The sequence below is a fragment of the Methylorubrum sp. Q1 genome (genome assembly GCF_004683995.1).
GTDB lineage: Bacteria > Pseudomonadota > Alphaproteobacteria > Rhizobiales > Beijerinckiaceae > Methylobacterium.
Genome location: NZ_SRHQ01000037.1, coordinates 1 through 18,292 on the forward strand (window position 1 = coordinate 1; position 18,292 = coordinate 18,292).

At 68.3% G+C, this 18,292-nt stretch carries 14 protein-coding genes and 2 pseudogenes; 8 read left to right on the top strand and 8 right to left on the bottom strand.

Going from position 1 to position 18,292, the window contains the following annotated elements:
- Nucleotides 1-540: hypothetical protein (locus E4V01_RS23495; protein WP_210234771.1), on the bottom strand; the 540-nt coding region annotated here is incomplete at its 3' end.
- Nucleotides 537-1,100: a hypothetical protein gene (locus tag E4V01_RS23500; RefSeq protein ID WP_135300042.1), complete on the bottom strand. Its 564-nt coding sequence runs from the start codon at nt 1,098-1,100 to the stop codon at nt 537-539. The genes E4V01_RS23500 and E4V01_RS23495, both read right to left, overlap by 4 nt.
- Before the next feature lie 788 nt (nt 1,101-1,888).
- Here E4V01_RS23500 and E4V01_RS23505 point away from each other — a divergent pair.
- Together E4V01_RS23505 and E4V01_RS23510 are read left to right on the top strand one after the other, a co-directional pair.
- Nucleotides 1,889-3,451: pseudogene (locus tag E4V01_RS23505) on the top strand (ISL3 family transposase); the annotation flags it as partial.
- Nucleotides 3,452-3,515: 64 nt separating this feature from the next.
- Nucleotides 3,516-4,684 (top strand): IS3 family transposase gene (locus E4V01_RS23510; RefSeq protein WP_135300043.1). Its coding sequence is split into 2 segments (ribosomal slippage): nt 3,516-3,780 and nt 3,780-4,684, totalling 1,170 coding nucleotides; the frame shifts between segments, so codons are not numbered across the junction.
- Nucleotides 4,685-4,717: 33 nt separating this feature from the next.
- Here E4V01_RS23510 and E4V01_RS23515 read toward each other — a convergent pair.
- Nucleotides 4,718-5,436: pseudogene (locus E4V01_RS23515) on the bottom strand (IS3 family transposase); the annotation flags it as partial.
- 238 nt (nt 5,437-5,674) lie between these two features.
- Here E4V01_RS23515 and E4V01_RS26765 point away from each other — a divergent pair.
- Complete coding sequence (locus tag E4V01_RS26765; protein ID WP_353612596.1) at nt 5,675-6,073, top strand: DUF6538 domain-containing protein; 399 nt, start codon at nt 5,675-5,677, stop codon at nt 6,071-6,073.
- Nucleotides 6,074-6,119: 46 nt separating this feature from the next.
- Here the strand turns inward: E4V01_RS26765 and E4V01_RS23525 are convergent, their stop codons facing one another.
- The gene (locus E4V01_RS23525; protein ID WP_060769323.1) at nt 6,120-7,136 is read right to left on the bottom strand and encodes a LacI family DNA-binding transcriptional regulator; all 1,017 of its coding nucleotides are present in this window, start codon (nt 7,134-7,136) and stop codon (nt 6,120-6,122) included.
- 209 nt (nt 7,137-7,345) lie between these two features.
- On the opposite strand from E4V01_RS23525, the gene E4V01_RS23530 reads away from it, so the two are divergent.
- Complete coding sequence (locus E4V01_RS23530) at nt 7,346-9,202, top strand: glycoside hydrolase family 15 protein (protein WP_083530800.1); 1,857 nt, start codon at nt 7,346-7,348, stop codon at nt 9,200-9,202.
- 251 nt (nt 9,203-9,453) lie between these two features.
- Here E4V01_RS23530 and E4V01_RS23535 read toward each other — a convergent pair whose 3' ends face one another.
- Nucleotides 9,454-10,872: an amidohydrolase family protein gene (locus E4V01_RS23535; protein ID WP_158509736.1), complete on the bottom strand. Its 1,419-nt coding sequence runs from the start codon at nt 10,870-10,872 to the stop codon at nt 9,454-9,456.
- A 217-nt stretch (nt 10,873-11,089) separates the two neighbouring features.
- On the opposite strand from E4V01_RS23535, the gene E4V01_RS23540 reads away from it, so the two are divergent.
- Nucleotides 11,090-11,386, top strand: a complete 297-nt coding sequence (locus E4V01_RS23540; protein WP_135300045.1) for a SemiSWEET family transporter — start codon at nt 11,090-11,092, stop codon at nt 11,384-11,386.
- Nucleotides 11,387-11,420: 34 nt separating this feature from the next.
- On the opposite strand, the gene E4V01_RS23545 is transcribed toward E4V01_RS23540, so the two are convergent.
- The gene (locus E4V01_RS23545; protein WP_158509737.1) at nt 11,421-12,464 is read right to left on the bottom strand and encodes a LysR family transcriptional regulator; all 1,044 of its coding nucleotides are present in this window, start codon (nt 12,462-12,464) and stop codon (nt 11,421-11,423) included.
- Between the two features lie 274 nt (nt 12,465-12,738).
- Here E4V01_RS23545 and E4V01_RS23550 point away from each other — a divergent pair, with 274 nt between their 5' ends.
- From E4V01_RS23550 to E4V01_RS26770, 3 genes are all read left to right on the top strand, one after another.
- Nucleotides 12,739-13,896, top strand: coding sequence for a Gfo/Idh/MocA family protein (locus E4V01_RS23550; RefSeq protein WP_135300046.1), 1,158 nt, complete (start codon nt 12,739-12,741; stop codon nt 13,894-13,896).
- A 162-nt stretch (nt 13,897-14,058) separates the two neighbouring features.
- Nucleotides 14,059-15,306, top strand: coding sequence for an MFS transporter (locus E4V01_RS23555; RefSeq protein ID WP_083530803.1), 1,248 nt, complete (start codon nt 14,059-14,061; stop codon nt 15,304-15,306).
- A gap of 30 nt (nt 15,307-15,336) precedes the next feature.
- Nucleotides 15,337-15,693 (top strand): hypothetical protein, encoded by a 357-nt coding sequence (locus E4V01_RS26770; RefSeq protein ID WP_083530804.1) that lies wholly within the window; start codon nt 15,337-15,339, stop codon nt 15,691-15,693.
- A 59-nt stretch (nt 15,694-15,752) separates the two neighbouring features.
- Here the strand turns inward: E4V01_RS26770 and iolE are convergent, their stop codons facing one another.
- Both iolE and E4V01_RS23570 read right to left on the bottom strand, forming a co-directional pair.
- Entirely contained in the window at nt 15,753-16,769 is a 1,017-nt protein-coding gene (gene iolE / locus E4V01_RS23565; protein WP_060769327.1) for a myo-inosose-2 dehydratase, read from the bottom strand.
- Nucleotides 16,762-18,195, bottom strand: coding sequence for a sugar porter family MFS transporter (locus E4V01_RS23570; protein ID WP_060769328.1), 1,434 nt, complete (start codon nt 18,193-18,195; stop codon nt 16,762-16,764). Before E4V01_RS23570 ends, iolE begins: the two co-directional genes overlap by 8 nt.
- Nucleotides 18,196-18,292: the final 97 nt, after the last annotated feature.

Here is an 18,292-nt window from a genome sequence, read left to right on the forward strand (position 1 = left end):
CAGGAAGGTTGCGATCTGAGAGAGGTCTCCGCGCTCTGGACCGAATAGACAGAACAGCGTCAGCCGCTTGCCCCGTCGTTTGAGCAGTCGTGCGAGATTGAGCTCGCGCAGCAAGGTCGTAATAGTCGGATTGCCGGCGCCGAAATCGAGCAGGGTGGAGGCGTTGCCGGCAAGCAGTCGCTCGATCTCGGCCCGCGTATGATCGTAGACAGTCTGCGGATCGGCATCCGCCACCGGAACGGTGTCGGCATGCGTATCCTTCAGACCCGAGTTCGTGGGGTCGGCATCGGTGGCGCGCAGGGGCAGGTTCGCAGCCCGGGCGCATTCGATGAGTAGCTTGCTCATCAAGGACTTGCCCGACTTTCCCCGGCCGATGGTGACGAGCAGGGTCTGGATCGCCGCATCGCTGTCGCGACCGCTTAAGGTCCGGTCCGCCGGCTCGACCTGTGGAACCGCAACGGTCTCCCCGTGAGCATCCGGATGGATGACCTCCTTCGTGAGAGGGGCAGGGATCTTAGCGACGATGTTATTCTTGCTCATGACGGGATGCTTTCTGCAAAGTTATTGAGTTGAGCTGGGCTGGCGAGGTCGACGGATGTGGGCATCGGGGGGCGCCCGGCGCGCTGCTCGGCTCGCAGGCGAGCGATCTGCTCGGCGGCGCTCCCTTGCGCTGCGGCAGGTTGGGCTCGGGGCTGGACGGTGGCGGGCGTGCGAATCCGGTCGACCGGCGAGGCGGGTTCAGGCCGGAGCTCGGCTTCCCGCCAAGGCAGCGTGACGACACCGCGAGCGACCTCGTTGGCCTCAAGTCGAGGCGATGGAGCCGCCGTCAGCATCCGCTGACGGACCCGTGCCCAGGTCTTGGAGAGTGTCGCGTCCGTGAGCCGTCCGCCGTGACTGTTGGTCAGGCCGCAGCGTCGTACGACTTCGGAGAGTTCGCGCAGATTGAGGCGGCCGCTTGGATATGCCGCGTGAAGCGCCGCGAAGTTTTCCTCCATCCAGAGTTCGACGCAGCGGTTCTCGACACGAACCTCGGCAACCGCCTGTTCGAAGCGGGGTGGGCGTGCCATGCCCGCCTCACGACGTCGTTCGCCGTTCGGCATGAGCGCGCGGCGGTCCTTCCGTACGCGCAGGGTCGAGATGAAAATTTTTGATTGAGGATCGCATCGTGGCGCACCTGTCCCTGAGGAGAGAGGTGGAACCGGTTCAGCCAGCCACGAAGGGCCCCGGTTCCTAAGCGCCTGAAGAGCAATCCCTCAGCGACCGGTCTGCACCGGCCGAGCTGCTCATCCGCATACGTCCACGAACCGGACTGTCGGATGCCGGAGGCAAGGGACGGGTCGGATCGGTGATCCGGGATGAGATGTCCCGAACAACCGTTCCGCCGCGCCAGCACAGGCCAACCCGGAGGATACATGCTGCATCAGCAGCATCGAGCTCTCGAACTGCTGGTCTCAGAAGGAGCAGCAGCCCACAGTCCCAGCCTGTTCGTTGCCGAGACCGTGCCTGGATTGCACGAAGTACGACGCGCATCAATCCGTTCTCGGCCGCCAGGATCGAGCTGCGGAGGCTTGTCCACAGCCGAGATTGGGGGCAGCACCTGCCGCGGATGGTGTCGTTTTGGGATTTGGATCGAAGCTCGCCAAAGAGGCTGAACGCGGTCCATGACCGCTCCCGGCTCCGTTTCGAGTTCGGCCCCTGGGATGTCGGCGTTGCGCTCGTTCTGTTTTAGATGGACTGACCAAGTCGTGCGTTGCCGCGCAAATCCGTGATCACCGTCCGTAGCCAGGGCATGTGCGAAGAGTGATCCTCCCCTGGTTTCGCGGTTCTCCCGCAGTTTGCGTGGAAAGGTCACGGCGACGCAGCTTCGATGGGCTGATTCACGGCAAGGATGATTTTGCCATCATCCTTGCCGGGCTGCGTCGTCGACCAAGTCCTTCGCCGCTCCGGTCGTCTCATCATCCTTGCCCATGCTCGTCGGAATCATCGGCGCTGTCCTGATTGCGGTGAGCCAAGCTCTGCCGTCCATAGTCGATACGTCCGGCATCCTGCCGATCTTCCCAGTTTCGGCGAGGCCGTGACGCTGCGGCTCACGGTTCGACGCTTCTATTGCCATCACCGCGCCTGCCGACGGGGCACATTCGTCGAACCCCTGCCGCGGCTCCTCCCATCACGCGCACGACGCACGGATCGGCTCGCCGAGGCACAGGCTCGGGTGGGCCTCGCGCTCGGTGGCGAAGCCGGCGCCCGCTTGGCCGGGCATCTGGCGATGGCCACGAGCCCCGATACGATGCTGCGCCTCGTGCACGGCATGACGCTGCCGTCGATCGGTCCGCTGCGGGCGGTGGGAATCGATGACTGGGCGATCCGCAAGGGACAGACCTACGGCACGCTCCTCGTCGATCTCGACCGACGCCGTCCCATCGACCTGCTGCCGGACCGAACCAGCACGACGGTTGCCGCGTGGCTGCGTCGCCATCCCGGTATCACAGTGATCACGCGTGACCGCTCGTCCGAATACGCCCGCGCAGCCACCCTGGGCGCTCCTGCAGCTGTTCAGGTCGCCGACCGGTGGCATCTTCTCCTCAATCTGCGCCAAGCCTTGGAGCGTTGGCTTGCCCGTGTCCATGGACGCTTGCGATGCCTGCCAAGCCTTGCCATCGGAGATAGCCGACGCCCCGGACAGCGTCTGCGCGCCTACCGCCGGAGCGAGGCCGAGATCGCCGTGAGCCGCGACAGCCGCGCTCGCCGTCTGGCGGCCTACGAGGACGTGCGTCGGCGCTCCCAAGCCGGCGAGACCTTGCTGGCAATTGCTCGGGCGACAGGCCTCGCGCGCGGAACGGTGCGCAAGTACGCTCAGGCCGAGAGCTTTCCGGAACGCGCGGCACGTCGCCCCGAACCCAGCCGCCTCGATCCTCATCTGATGCATCTGGAGGAGCGGATGACCCAGGGTTGCGAGAACGCGATGGAGCTCTGGCGCGAACTCCGTGATCGGGGCTTTGCCGGCACACATCGCCAGGTTACTCGCTTCGTCGCCGAGCATCGCACGAGGCCGGCGCGGCGCACCGCCCGCAAATGGCTGGTCCGCACGCCATCGCCGGCTGCGGATCCGATCGCTCTTCCATCGCCGAAACAACTCGCCTGGTTCCTGACCCAGCCCATCGAGGCCCGCCCGCCCCATGCGACCGCCGCCATTGGCCGGATCGAGCAGGACCCGGAGGCGGCCCGGTTCGGTGCGCTGGCGCAGCGGTTCGCCACCCTGGTCCGTAGCTGTTGCGTCGATGGCACCCCGCCCGTGGATCCCGCCGGCGAACTCGACATCTGGCTCGAGGCGGCGCGTCTCAGCGACATACCGGCCCTCAAGACGTTCGCGTCCGGGCTGGAACGCGACGGAGCGGCGGTGCGCGCGGCCTTGACGACGTCATGGAGCAACGGTCAGGCGGAAGGGCAGATTGGTCTGCCCCCTGAAAAGTGGTCCTCCCTGAAGTAGGCTTTCGAGCCTTTGGAGGATGCCAGGAATGCCGCAAAAGAAGCACAAGCCTGAAGAGATCGTTGCCAAGCTGAGGCAGGTCGACGTGCTGCTGTCGCAGGGTCATCCGGTGGCGGAAGCGATCCGCACAATCAGTGTGACGCCGTTCACCTACTATCGATGGCGCAAGGAGTTCGGCGGGCTGAAGTCCGACCAGATGAAGCGTCTGAAGGACTTGGAGAAGGAGAATGAGCGCCTGCGTAAGGCAGTCTCGGACCTGACGCTCGAGAAGCTGATCCTGAAGGAAGCCGCCTCGGGAAACTGGTGAGCCCCGCCCGCCGTCGCCAATGCATCGACCACACCGTGATGAAGTTCGGCGTGTCGGAGCGGTTGGCGTGCCGGGTTTTGGGGCAGCATCGGTCCACGCAGCGCAAGGTGCCGAAGGGGCGGGCTGACGACGCGTCGCTGACGGTCGACATCGTCGAGTTCGCCACCCAATTTGGCCGCTATGGCTACAGGCGGATCACGGCGCTGCTGCAAGAGGCGGGCTGGCTGGTCAACCTGAAGCGCGTCGAGCGGATCTGGCGTCAGGAAGGCCTCAAGGTGCCGGCCCGGCAACCAAAGCGAGGCCGGCTTTGGCTGAACGACGGTTCGTGCATCCGGCTGCGACCGGAATATCCCAACCACGTCTGGTCCTATGATTTTGTCGAAGATCGCACCCACAACGGTCGGAAGTTCCGAATGCTGAATGTGATCGACGAGTTCACCCGGGAATGCATTGCGATCTGGATCGACCGGAAGCTCAAGTCCACCGACGTCATCGACGTCCTGTCCGACCTCTTCATCCTGCGCGGTGTGCCGGGTCACGTTCGGTCGGACAACGGTCCTGAGTTCGTCGCTAAAGCGGTGCGCGAATGGATCACGGCGGTCGGAGCGAAGACAGCGTTCATCGAGCCCGGCAGCCCATGGGAGAACGGCTACTGCGAGAGCTTCAACTCGAAGCTTCGCGACGAGCTTCTGAACGGCGAGCTGTTCTACAGCCTCGCCGAGGCCCGCATCGTCATCGAGAGTTGGCGCCGGCACTACAACACCCGGCGCCCGCACTCCTCGCTCGGCTACCGCCCTCCAGCGCCCAACGCCGTGCTGTGGCCGGCTGCGCCACCCCAACCCGCTTCGCCGGCCACCTCAAACGTCGCCGAAAAGCCCACCATGCATTAGATTTGAACTGGGCCACCGAATGGGGGCAGGCCAGACCACCAGCGCCAAGCACTCCCGCGTGCAGTCGTCGACCACGACGAGGATGCGGAAGCGCCGCCCGTCGTCGAGCGTGTCGGAGACGAAGTCGAGGCTCCAGCGCTGGTTCGGCTCCTGCGGCGCGGCGGCCGGTGCCCGCGTGCCAAGGGCACGCTTGCGCCCACCCCGCCTGCGCACCGACAGCCGCTCTTCCCGATAGAGGCGGAACAGCTTCTTGTGGTTCAGCGTGAGGCCCTCCCGCCGCAGCAGGATGAGCAGGCGCCGGTAGCCGAACCGGCGGCGCTCGCCGGCCAGGCCGCGCAGGCGTACCCGCACGGCCGCATCGTCACCTCGCGTCGAGGCGTAGCGGTAGGTCTTCGGCTCCAGGCCGATCAGCCCGCAGGCGCGACGCTGCGAGTAGCCCTTCTCCTCGATGGCCCAGCTCACGGCCGTTCTCCGTGCGCCGGGCGTCAGAAGTTTTTTCTCAAACCCTCACGCAGCGTGGCCACGTCGAGCATCGCTTCGGCCAGGAGTTTCTTGAGCTTGCGGTTCTCCTCGTCGAGCGTCTTCAGGCGGCGCGCGTCCGAGACCTCCATGCCGCCGTAGCGAGAGCGCCACGTGTAGAACGTCGCGTCGCTGATGCCGTGGCGGCGGCAGATCTCAGCGACCGGCAGCCCGGCCTGCTGCTCCTTCAGGATGCCGATGATCTGCTCTTCGCTGAACCGGCTCTTCTTCATCGTCCGTCTCCTGATCGACGGACCTTAGCTTCAGAATGAGGGCAGGCCAGAGGGCAAGATCAACATGCTTCAGAGCGACCTGAGTGAGCAAGAGGGCGATGCCTTGCAGCCGCCTGTGGATGGCCAGAGGGCGCCCTTGGCAATGAGCGCAGGATCGTATCCACTGCGTGTGCGCAAGAAGGTAAAGCGCATGCAATTGCAATGATTTAGTAGATGTCTTTTGCTGAGGTCGTTCTGGGTGAGAATCCTGGCGCCCCAGCCAAAGGCTCGAGATTCTCAGCCGACCGTTGATTCTCCGGCTGTTTTCGGACCCGCCCGGGCCGACCGCTCCGTCCAGGTCCACTCGGGAGGTCCACTTGTCCGGACGGCAGGGATTCCTGCCTTGCCTCGCACCCGCCGCCGCCGACAAACGGTCTTTTTTCGCCGTATCATCCCCCACGACCTGCGCCAGCGGTTCGGCCAGCGCGAGATCCTGCGCTCGCTCGGGCGGGCCACGCCGGGCGAGGCCCGACGGATGGCGCAACGATCGTGGGATGGGACGGATCAGCTCTCAAGAACTGAATTGCTGAGGCGACCTTTTAATCAGGCTGCGATGATTGATAGATCTGCGCCTTCAGCAGACAAGGGCATTCCTTGAGTCGGCCGGCCGGCCGGTTTGTTGATGCCAATAGGTGTTTGGCCTGCTAACGCTGGCTCAGGGTACTGGTGCGCTCGACCAAATGAGGCCTGACCAGCGCCTCCGTGGCTTCGCCGGCTTGCGACGCGATCAGCGCCAACGCGGACTCGGTGACCGCCGCGAGCCCGATATCGACCGTGGTCAAGCGGTACGACGGCCAAGCCGCAGCCGCGATGTTGTCGTAGCCGGCGACGAGCACATCCTCGGGACAGCGTAGCCCGAACTCATGCCGAAGCCCGTCGATGGCGCCCATCGCGGTCAGGTCGTTGAAGCAGAACAGGCCGTCGGGCCCGGTGCCCGAAGCGTAGAGCGCTCGAACCGCCTCGTAGCCGCCGCCGTGCTTGTGGTCGCCCTGAGCGCGGGCGTAGCTGTCGATCCCGAGTTCCCGCAGCCCCTCCCGGAAGCCGGCCTCGCGACGCTCCTGGCCCATCGTTCCGGACCGGCCCGCGACGTAGCCGAAGCGTCGGGCACCCCGCTCGTGGAGCAGGCGCGCCATCTCGGCGCCCGCCCAGGCATCATCGGTCACGACGGTCCGCACCCAGTCCGTAGTCGCCGGGGAGTTCAGGGTGACGACCGGCACCCCGAAGCGCGAGAGCGCCTGCACGACCTCCGGCTCGGTAACCGGCAGCGAGCTCAGGATCGCGTCGACCTGATAGCCCGCGAGCAGCTCGACCGCAGAGCCCAGCGCCCACTCGTCCTCGACCTGCACCAGCATGACCTGGCGGCCGGTTCGCTGCAGGCCGGCCGTGAAGCTCTCCAGGGTCATGGCGTGAAACGGGTTGGACAGCGCGCCCACTGCTACGGCGACGATGTCCGAACGACCGGTCATCAGCGAGCGCGAGAGAAGGTTCGGCCGATAGCCAAGGCTCTCGGCCGCGGCGAGGACCTTGGCCCGCGTTGACGGCGAGGCGACGCTGCCGGGCGTGAACGTCCGTGACACCGCCGATTGCGAGACGCCGGCCAGACGCGCGACCTCGACCGACGAAGGTGGACGCTTCCGAGTCACCGGCCCGACCTCGCTCATAGGCACTGCCTCCGACGCAGCCCTTTTCCGTGCGCCGGGCTGCATAGGTATGCAACTGATGCTGCGATGCACTGTTGTCGAGGTACGCGCCGCCGATCGGCAGGCACTCCTCGCCCTTCTCCTCGCCCTTCTCGGCCCAAAGCCCGCCCCATGCCCAAGAACTGAAGCCGCCCGAAACCATCGCACGAGCACGGGACCCTAGCAGCACCATGAGCAAACGGACGAACGGCGGGCGAGACTTCGCCGGGGACTGCAATGGCGCCGGCTCGGACGGCGCCCGCTTGCCGGGCTCGGACTTCCCGATCCAAGACTACGCCGCATTGGGCGACGGGCGCTCCGTCGTCCTCGTGGCGCCGGATGGTGCCGTCGCGTGGTGGTGCGTGCCCGAGATGGACTCGCCCCCGCTCTTCGACAGCCTCCTCGACCCGCAAGCCGGCGGCTTCTTCCAGGTCGAGGCAGAGGGTGCCAAGGTCATCGAGCGGCGCTACCGCCGGGACAGCAACGTACTCGATACCGTGCTGGCCTCGGGCACGGGCCGGGCGCGTCTGACCGAGTCGCTCAACAGTTCCACCGCCGGCCGCCTGCCCTGGTGCGAGTTCGCCCGCCGCATCGAGGTCCTGTCGGGTACGATGACGTTCCGCGTCCGCGCAGTGTTCGGCACGCGCGGCGACACGGCCTCGCCCTGGCTTCAGCCGAACCCGAACGGCTGCGTCTTCCACGTCGGGCCGGTGCTCGGGCTGTTCCGGTGCAGCGACAACGTCCGGGTCACCGAGGAGGATGACCGCACCATCGCCGCCACCGTGACCCTCGCCGAGGGCGAGCGCGCGACCGTGGCGTTGCTCGCAGGTGAGGACGAGCCGCTCGGAGTGCCGACGATGGAGGAGATCGACCATCGCATCGACGTCAGCGACGAGGCTTGGCGGCGCTGGGCCGAAGGGCTGCGCTACGACGGCCCGCACCGCGACGAGGTCCGCCGCAGCGCGCTCGCGCTGAAGCTCCTCCTCTACTCGCCGAGCGGCGCCATCGCCGCGGCAGCCACGACGTCCCTGCCCGAGGGCATCGGCGGGGAGAAGAATTACGATTACCGCTACGCCTGGATCCGGGATGCAGGTTACTCGGTGAACGCCTTCCTGCGGGTCGGCGCGATGCCGGAGGCCAAGGCGGCTTTCTCCTGGCTGATGAAGCGCCTCGACCAGCACGGTCCTCGGGTGCTCTACACCCTGTGCGGCGAGGTCGGACCGGACGAGCGGGCCCTGGAGCTGCCGGGTTACCGCGCCTCGCGCCCGGTCCTGGTCGGCAACGCCGCGGCTCTACAGCACCAGCACGGCATCTACGGCGACATCTTCGAGACGGCGGCCCTGTTCGTGGCCGATGGCAACATCCTCGACCAAAGAAGCGCCACCGTGCTGTCGGCGCTCGCCGACCAAGCCGCCGACCGCTGGCGCCAGAAGGATGCCGGCATCTGGGAGCTGCGAGAGCCTCAGCACTACACGATGTCGAAGATCAGCGCCTGGCAGGGGCTCGCACGCGCCGTCGAGCTTGCCGAGGCCGGACACCTGCCCCCGACCTGCGTGCCGCGCTGGACGCGCGAGCGCGACCGCATCGCGGCCTGGATCGAGGAACATTGCTGGTCCGAAGCACGCAAGGCCTTCGTGCTCCATCCTGGCACCGAGCGGCTCGACGCGTCGCTGGCGCTGGCCGTCCGCTTCGGCTTCGACGGCCGGGACAGGCTGTCCTCGACGCTCGACGCGATCCGCGAGGAGCTCGGACGCGGGCCCTTCCTCTACCGTTACTCCGGGGCCGAGCGGGAGGAAGGCGCGTTCCTGGCCTGCTCGTTCTGGCTGGCGGAGGCGCTGGCAGAGCTCGGGCGGCAGGAGGAGGCAGAGCAGGTCTTCACCGGCACGATCCGTGCTCTGCCTGCAGGGGTCGGCATCCTGAGCGAGATGGTCGACCTGAAGACCGGTGACTTCCTCGGCAACACGCCGCAGGGTCTCAGTCACCTCGCCCTGATCCATGCCGCCTGCACGCTGCGCGGCGACCGGACCCGCCCTGTCAGAGCGGCCTGATGATCCTTGTTGATCTGCCTGGATCCGCTCCGCTCGACGCCGAGGCGGCGGAAGCGGTCGCGCCGGCCGTGGCCGTTCCGGGGGTCAACCCAGCCCCGGTCCTCGCCGCGCTGGCAATCGGCGGATTCAAGCCGTCTCCGGGGCCGGCCTCTGCTTGGCTCAACCGCTGCCGGAGACCGGCCAAGGAATGGGGTCAAGAAATGGGGCCAAGGAATGGGAATGCCGCAACGACGATTCGATGCACGGCCTGCTCAAGGACCGGCTTGGCTGGAACGTCTGCAAATTCCGAGGATGGATAGGCGGGCTTGGTCGAGCAGCATGAGGTCGTCGAATAGAAGGCGACGGTCGTGCTTCACCAAGCGGCCTCCGACCATGACGGTTGCAACATCCTCCGGTCGGGCCGAGTAGACGAGGAGCGCCGACGGATCGCCGCCCTTGAAACCCGCGAGGTTCCAGGTGTCGAGCCGAACGATCTGCAGGTCGGCCGCGCGGCCCGGCACGAGGGTGCCGATCTCCGCATCGAGGCCCATCGCCCGCGCCCCGCCAACCGTCGCCAGTTCCAGGAGCCGGCGGGGCGAGACGGCCGTCTCGTCACGCGCGGCGCCGGCCTGGGTGAGCGCGGCGAGGCGCATGAGGGCGAACATGTCGGTGGAGCCGGCCAGCGCACTTCCATCGATGCCGAAGCCGAGGCGCCGGATCCCGGCGAAGCGATCGATCCGGGTCAGGCCGTAGCCGACCCGGTGCTCGGTCAGAGGCGTGACCACGAGGCCGGCGCCGGCCTCCTCCAGCGCGGCGAGCTGGTCGTCCCGGGCGTCGGTCGCATGGATGACCTGCAGGCCCGGCCGAAGCATCCGCCGGGCGATCAGGGCGTCGAACATCGCCTCCGCCCGTCCCGGTACCGTGCCGCTGACATGGACCTGCACCGGCAGCCCGAGCCGGCGGGCCGCCTCCCATTCCCCCTGCTTGATCGCCCAGGCCCGCGCGTCGTCGAGATCCTGCGGCAGGCGCCAAGCGAGGCCGAGAGAGAGGCGACCGCCGGCCGAGCGGTCCGCCCAGCCCCGCTGCCATTCCTCGACATGGGCGAGATCGATCGGGGCCGCCGCGGTCTTGCTCGTCATCCCGTAGAGCAGCCGCGCCCGGATCTGCGCGTCCCGCAGCGCCCGGAGGCCGGCCTCCGCGTGTTCGCGGTCGCGCACGGCGTCGAAGAAGTCGGCCGTCGTGGTGATGCCGGAGGCCAGACTCTCCACGGCGCTCAGCAGCATGCCGATATAGGTGTCCTCCGGCCTGTAATGCGCCGACAGCCGGTTGGTGACGGGAAAGAACGCGGTCTCGGGCGTGTTGCCGTAGAGACCCCGCATCTGGCTGATCGCGCCATGGGTGTGGGCATCGACGAAGCCCGGCAGGACCACCGCGCCCGCCGCCTCGACGATGTCGGCGCCCTCCGGAGCCGGCAGGCCGCGTCCGATCTCGGCGATACGCCCGTCGCGAACGAGGATGTCGGCCCCGGGCAGGTCGCCCCGCACGGCATCCATCGTCATGACGTAGCCGCCGCGGATCAGGATCACGTTTCCGGGCGGGGGCCCTCCGGGCGTGGCCCGGGCCGCCGCATCGGACGAGGCGCCCGCCAGCACGGCGCCGTACATCGCTTTCCCGAGGTCGCGCCGACTCATCGCCATCGTCCTGACGAACCCTCCCCGGATCTCCGCCCGATGCGAGATAGGTCATCGATGACCGCTGCATCATCGCCGGGTTCGACAGGGTGTCTTTCCGTTTCGGACAGTTCGGCCGGTCGCCACGGCGCGTTAATGCGAGGCACCGCGCGACGGCGGCCATCGCCGACCATCGCCGACCGCGGCGGGCGGTTCTTCAAGCGAAGAGGGGAGACTTTTGAGTTCGGACGCACACGTCATCAACCGGGCTGCCAGCGTCGGCGCGAGCGACCGCTTCGTGCGCTGGCTCGGCTGGATCGCGACCGTCACCGGCGTCCTGATGTTCGTCTCCTATCTCGACCAGATCCAGCTGAACCTCGCCGGACAGAAGGGCTCGGTCATTCAGCCGCTCGCCACGGTGGTGAATTGCGGGCTGTGGACGACCTACGGCGCCCTGCGCCGGGATTGGCCGGTCTCCTTCGCCAACGCCCCCGGAATCGTCCTCGGAGCCGTCGCCCTGATCACCGCGCTCTGACGGGCCGGCCCGGCACTCGTCTTCAGCGCGCGCGTCAGGCGGGTTTCGCCTCGGCGAGTCCGGGCTCGGCGAGGCGAGGCTCGGCGAGTTTAGGCTCGGGACGGCGCCGCACGGCGTCGATGCGCGGCTGCAGCTTCGCCAGCGCCGCAGCCTCGAACAGGCCGAGATCCGCGCTCTCGGCCAGGGACGTCGTCATCTCGTCTTCCATGAAGGCGATGAAGGCGCGAACCCGCCGGGGCTGGTGCAGACGCGCCGGGTAGACGATGCGGACCCACCGATCCGTCCCACCCCACCAGTCCGGCAGGATGCGCACGAGGCGCCCGGTCCGCACGTCGTCGGCCACGTCCCAGGCCGCCTTCATCGCGATGCCGAGATCCGCCAACGCGCCGACATGGCAGATCTCGCCGTCATTGCCGCCGGCCACGGAGCGGATCGGGATCTCGACCGATTCCTCGCCGCGCCACAGCCGCCACTGGCTCGGCGCCGGATCGCCCACCGTCAGGCAGGCATGGCCGGCGAGGTCGAAGGGATCGCGCGGCGTACCGGCCTTCGCGAGATAGGCCGGGGAGGCGCACAGAACGCGCGCGTCCGGCACGAAGGCGCGGGCGATCAGGCGGCTGTCGGCGAGGGGCGCCTGCCGCATGGCCACGTCGATTCGGCGCTCCACGAGGTCGAGGACGTCGTCGCTGGTCAGGATCTGGACCGAGATGTCGGGGTGGCGGGCGAGGAAGCGGGGCAGGCGCGGCGCGATCTGCCGCTGCGCGAAGCCCGCCGTGGCCGTTACGCGGACGACGCCGCTGGCACCGTCGCCGCAGACCTCCTCCGCCGCCTGGATGGCGTCGAGCGCCATCCGGCAGCGCCCGAGGAATTCCTGGCCCTCCTCGGTCAGGCCGAGCTGGCGCGTCGTCCGCTGGAGCAGGCGGACGCCGAGCTGCGCCTCCAGGCGCTTGAGTCGCTTGGAAACCACGGTGAGCGAGACGTCGAGTTCCTGCGCGGCACCGGACAGGCTGCCCGCCCGCATGATGGCGTCGAAGACGCGAAGATCGTCGATGCTGTCGAGCCGCCCCATCCGGCGCATTAGAGCGCCGGTTCTCGCACTATCAAGAGATTGCGAGGACCCGTGCCTTAGATTCATATTTGATCGTCAGCGAAATCGCTCTGCTGCGGCCGGGAACGGTCGAATCCCGCCATTCTTGCCTATGGGCGCAATCAGCCTTGCCGGATCGAGGGGGAGCGGATCGCCACCCGGTCTGTTTTCGATTCATGCGCTGACGGAAGGCGTGGCCGCATCGCGGCCGCCCGGCATGTCCTGACCCTTCGTCAGCCCGTCCCGCCCACGGATAAAGTTCTTCATGACCGGCACGACCTTCCCCCGCCCCGTCCAGGGCAAGACCGTCCGCTACGCCTTCGTCGGCCTGGGCGACATCACCCAGGAGGCGATGCTGCCCGGGGTCCGCCACACCGGCAATTCGGAGGTCACCGCCCTCGTCACCGGCAATCCCGAGAAGGCGCGCCGGGTCGGTGAGCAATACGGCGTCACCGACACCTACGGCTACGATGAGTTCGGCACGCTGCTGGCCTCGGGGACCATCGACGCGATCTACCTCGCCACCCCGAACTGGCGCCACGCCGAGTTCGCGATTCCCGCCCTCAAGGCCGGCATCCACGTGCTGGTGGAGAAGCCGCTCGAGATCTCGAGCGAAAAATGCCGGGAGATCATGGCGGTGCAGGCCGCCTCGTCGGCCAAGCTGATGGTCGCCTACCGGCTGCATTTCGAGCCGGCGACGCTCGCCACCATCGGCCTGATCCGCTCCGGCGCGCTCGGTGAACTCCTCACCTTCACCTCGACCTTCACGCAGATGGTCTCGCCCGAGAACCATCGGGCGAAGAGCGGCGTCGAGGCCGGCCCGATCTTCGACATGGGCCCGTATACGATCAACGCCGCCCGCTACGTGTTCGGCGACGAGCCGACCGAGGTGGTCTCGGCCGTCGGCGTGCGCCACCCTGAGGCCGGGTTCGGCGACTTCGACGACACCGTCGCGGTCACCCTGCGCTTCCCCGGCAATCGCCTCGCGCAGTTCGTGCTGTCCTATTACGGCAGCGTGCTCGACACCTACGCGGTCGTCGGCACCAAGGGCAGCGTCGAGGTCAATCCGGCCTACATGTACGGCAAGCCGCTGGAGCGGACGGTGACCATCGGCGACGAGAAGCACCACGACAGCTTCAAGAACACCGACCATTTCGGCGGCGAGCTGAAGTACTTCTCGGATTGCATCCTGAACGGCACCGACCCCGAGCCCGATGCCGAGGAGGGCTACGCCGACCTGCGGGTGATCGAGGGGATCCTGAAGGCTCTGGAGAGCGGCGGCCCGGTGCGGCTCGAGCCGTTCGCGCGCACGAAGCGCATCAACCTCTCGGGACAGCTCCAGCAATTGCCGGCACAGGCTCCGCCCGATCTCGTTGACGCGTCCAACCCCGGCCGGGGCAAGGACAAGTCTCCGCTGAACTGAAGGCGCGGCGGGCCGAAGCCGTACCGAAAGAACCGAGGCCGGGCCGGGCCGGGCGTGACCGACGCCCGGTCCGGCCCGGCCGCTCCCGTTTCGTCACCCCCCGCTTGGCCCGGACCGGCGCCGCCGGTCGCGACGAGGCTTGGCGCTTGCAAGCGATCCACCATGACCCTGACCGAACCGACCGAGAACCGCCCCACGGATCCCGAGGCCGCCGAGGAGATACGTCCGGTGCGCGCCGCGCCGGGGCGCCACCCGACTCTCGTCCTGCTCGCGCTCGCGGTCGGGGGCTTCGCCATCGGCACCACGGAATTCGCCGCGATGAGCCTGCTGCCGGCCTTTGCTCCCGAACTCGGCATCGATGCGCCGACGGCCGGACACGTCATTAGCGCCTACGCTTTGGGCGTGGTGGTCGGCGCCCCCCTGATCGCCGTCCTGGCCGCGCGCTTCGCCCGCCGGACCCTGCTCGTCGGCCTCATGCTGCTGTTCGCCGTCGGCAACGCCCTCTCGGCGCTCGCGCCGGATTACGGCTGGATGCTGGCCTTCCGCTTCATTGCCGGGCTGCCGCACGGGGCCTATTTCGGCGTGGCCTCTCTGGTCGCCGCCTCGCTCGTGCCGCGGGAGCGCCGGACGCAGGCGGTCTCGCGGGTGATCCTCGGCCTGTCGGTGGCCACCATCGTCGGCGTGCCGCTCGCCAACGGCATCGGGCAGGTCGTCGGCTGGCGCTGGAGCTTCGCCCTCGTGGCGGCGCTCGCCACCCTCACGGCGATCCTGGTCCAGCTCTTCGCTCCCCTCGGCCGGCCCGTCCAGGGTGCCAGCGCCCTGCGCGAACTCGGTGCCCTGAAGCGGGGGCAGGTCTGGCTCACCCTGATGACCGGCGCCATCGGTTTCGGCGGCCTGTTCTCGGTCTACACCTATCTCGCCTCGACCCTGCTCGAGGTCACGCACGCCTCTCCCGTGGTGATCCCCGCGGTGCTCGCGGTGTTCGGCCTCGGCCTGACCGCCGGAACCTTCGTCTGCGCCTGGGCCGGCGACCGGGCCCTGATGCCGGCGATCGGCCTCACCCTGCTGTGGGGCGCCGGCGCGCTCGCCCTCTATCCCCTCGCGACCGGGAACGTCTGGACCATGGTGGCGGCGGTGTTCCTGATCGGCTCCGGCGGCGGCCTGTCGAGCCTGCTCCAGGCTCGGCTGATGGACGTGGCCGAGGATGCGCAGACGATGGCGGCGGCCCTGAACCATTCGGCCTTCAACACCGCCAACGCCCTCGGACCGTGGCTGGCCGGCCTCGCGCTGGCGGCCGGATACGGCCTGCCGACGACGGGCGTGGTCGGCATGGGCCTCGCCCTCTCGGGCTTCGCCATCTGGGCGGTGTCGTACCTGCTGGATCGCCGGGCCGTTGCGGTGCGGCGCTGACCGGAACCGGCCTTCTTCGGTTAAAGAGCGTTGCGCCCCGCGCCCGGCCTCGCCCACGAAACGTCGCGGACGAGATCCGACGAGATCGGGCAATCACCGTCCTCACCGCATCGTCGGCATGACGAAGTCGGCGCCGGCGCGGTCGGGCAACGGGAGGCGGTGCGGGCGGGGACCGGCATCGGCATCCTGCACGACTTCGCCGCCGCCGGGCTGCCCGACCGCGTGCGCATCCTGGAAGGTGCTAGAGCCGTACCCGACCTGATTGCATCAGGTCGGCGTCTCTCGCGCATCGTGCTGGATATCGGATCCAGCACGATGCGCTCGGCTTTTGTTTTTACATCATCTTTTTCCGAAAGCCGGAAACCACCTTTCGGGATGATGCTCTAGGCCTCTGATTTGATGCGCATTCTTTCGGCGAACCGGCTTCCACTTCGTCGAAATGCGCTCTATGCGAGCCCGGACAGGGCCAGCTCCGCGAGCGGGAACAGCGTCGCTGCGGGCGATTGCGATGGGGCGTTGCGGGGCGAAGGCGCTCCGACCGCTGCGCGGGCGAGCGACCCCGTCCATGTCGTCAGGCCCGCACCGATCGCCTCCCGACGCACGGTCTCCAGCCCGATCCGACCGTAGATGCGCGGATCGGCGATCTGGGGATCCTGCTCCGCCTCGACGATCAGCCAGCCGCGATACTTGATGTCGGCGAGTGCGCGGAGCACAGGGCCGAAGGCGAGGCTGCCGTCCCCCGGCACCGTGAACATCCCCGCCAGGACGCCGTCGAGGAAGCTGCCTCCCGCGGCCTCGACGGCGGCGAAGGCCGGTGGGCGCACATCCTTGCAGTGGACATGGGCGATCCGTTCCGGATGTTCGCGGATCAGCGCGACCGGATCGATCCCGCCCAACACCGCGTGGCCGGTATCGAGCACGAGGCCGACATGGCTCGGGGTGTGGGCGAGCATCGCGCTCAGGTCGGTCACGCTCTGGACCGCGGTGCCGAGATGGTGGTGGTAGGCCAGCCGGAAGCCCTCGCGGGCCAGGTACTCGGACAGGTGCGTCAGCTCCCGGCCGAAGCGGCGCCAGCCCGCCCAGTCCAGCACCGGCCGGTGGGCCAGGGGCACGCGGCGCAGGCCGTGGATGGAGGTGGAGCATTCGGCGGCGATGAAGACGTCGCATCCCATCGCCCTCAGCAGCCGAAGATGCGGCTGGAGCGCCTCGATCTCCGCCTCGGCATCGACGGTGAGCAGGCTGCTGGCGTACCAGCCCGCGGCCAGGGCCAGCCCGGACGGAGCCAGGAGGGCCGAGAGTGCCGCGGGCTCGCGGGGGAAGGCGCCGCCCAGTTCGATCCCGTCGTAGCCGATCGCGGCGGCCTCGTGGAACATCCGCTCCAGCGGTGTCCCGGCCCCGAGTTCGGGCAGGTCGTCGTTGATCCAGGCGATGGGGCTGACCCCGAAGCGGATACGCTCAGACACGGGCGCCTCCCGCGGACAGCTCCGCCTCGATCGATTCCAGGCTCCGATCCCGCGTCTCCGGCAGCCAGCGCGCCGTGAAGACCACCCCGAACAGGCAGCAGCCGCCGAACAGGAAGAAGGTCGCGAAGTCGAGGGTCTGCACGACGGGCAGGAAGGCGAGCGAGATCAGCGCGTTGGTGAGCCACAGAACCGCGACGCTCGCGCCGATCATCAGCCCGCGCACCCGCAGCGGGAAGATCTCCGACATCATGATCCAGCTCACGAGCTGGATGGTCCCCTGCACGATCGCGAGGAAGCCGAACATGCCGACGGTCAGGAGGTAGGGCCGGGCCGGGTTGTCGAGCGGCACGACGATGCCGATCACGCCGATGAAGACGTGCAGCGCCGTCGCGCAGCCGAAGCCGAGGATCAGCATCGAGCGGCGTCCGACGCGGTTGACCACCATCACGCCGACGAGCATCGCCACGATGCTGATCAGGCCGTTCAGCACGTTGAAGATCAGGGCCGTGTTCCGGGTGAAGCCGGCCTGCTCAAGGACTTGCGTCCCGTAATACATCACCGAGTTGATGCCGGTGAGCTGCGCGAGCGCGGCCAGCCCCATGCCGACGAAGAGCAGGCGCACCAGCCAGGGCTCCGCCACGAGGTCGCGCCAGCTGGTCGAGCGCTTGACCGCGTCGAGCCGCGCGAGGACGCGCACCTCTTCCATCTCGGCCTGGGCGCGGGCCTCGGAGCGGATCGTGCGCAGCACGTCCAGGGCTTCGGGGGAGCGGCCCTGCGCCATCAGCCAGCGCGGGCTCTCGGGCATCCGGCGCATCCCGAGGAACAGGACGACGGCGGGCAGGAGCGCGACGGCGAGCATGATGCGCCAGACGTGCTCGTTGCCGCCCAGCACGTTGCCGATGACGGCGTTGAACAGGAAGGCCAGGAACTGGCCGGACACGATCATGATGTCGTTGCGGCCGATCATGCTGCCGCGCTGCTCCGCCGGGGCGACCTCGGAGAGGTAGACCGGCACCGTGACCGACGCGCCGCCGACCGCGAGGCCGAGCACGACGCGGAAGACGATGAGGATGTCGTAGGTCGGCGCCAGGACGCAGCCGAGCGCGCCGACGAAGAACAGGGCGCCGAGGCCTGTGATGGTGACCCGCCGCCCGATCCGGTCCGAGATCCGCCCGCCGGCCAGGGCGCCGAGGGTCGCGCCGATCAGCAGGCTGAAGGTGACGAACCCCTCTTGGAGCGGCGACAGGCCGAAATAGTCGGCGATGTAGGACAACGCCCCGTTCAGCACGCCGGTGTCGTAGCCGAACAGCAACCCGCCGAAGGTGGCGATCACGCCGATCAGGCTGAGGCGGGCGGTGTGACGACCCTTGCCGAGTTCCGGCAGATCGAGGGCGACCGTGTCCGGCGCCATGGTTCCATGGGACATGTGCTCGTTCCTCCCCGGTGTGGTTTTTGTCGGCTTGTCGTCGCGGCCCGAGGTCGGCGGCCCGAGGTCGGCGGCCCGAGGTCGGCGGCCTCGGGCG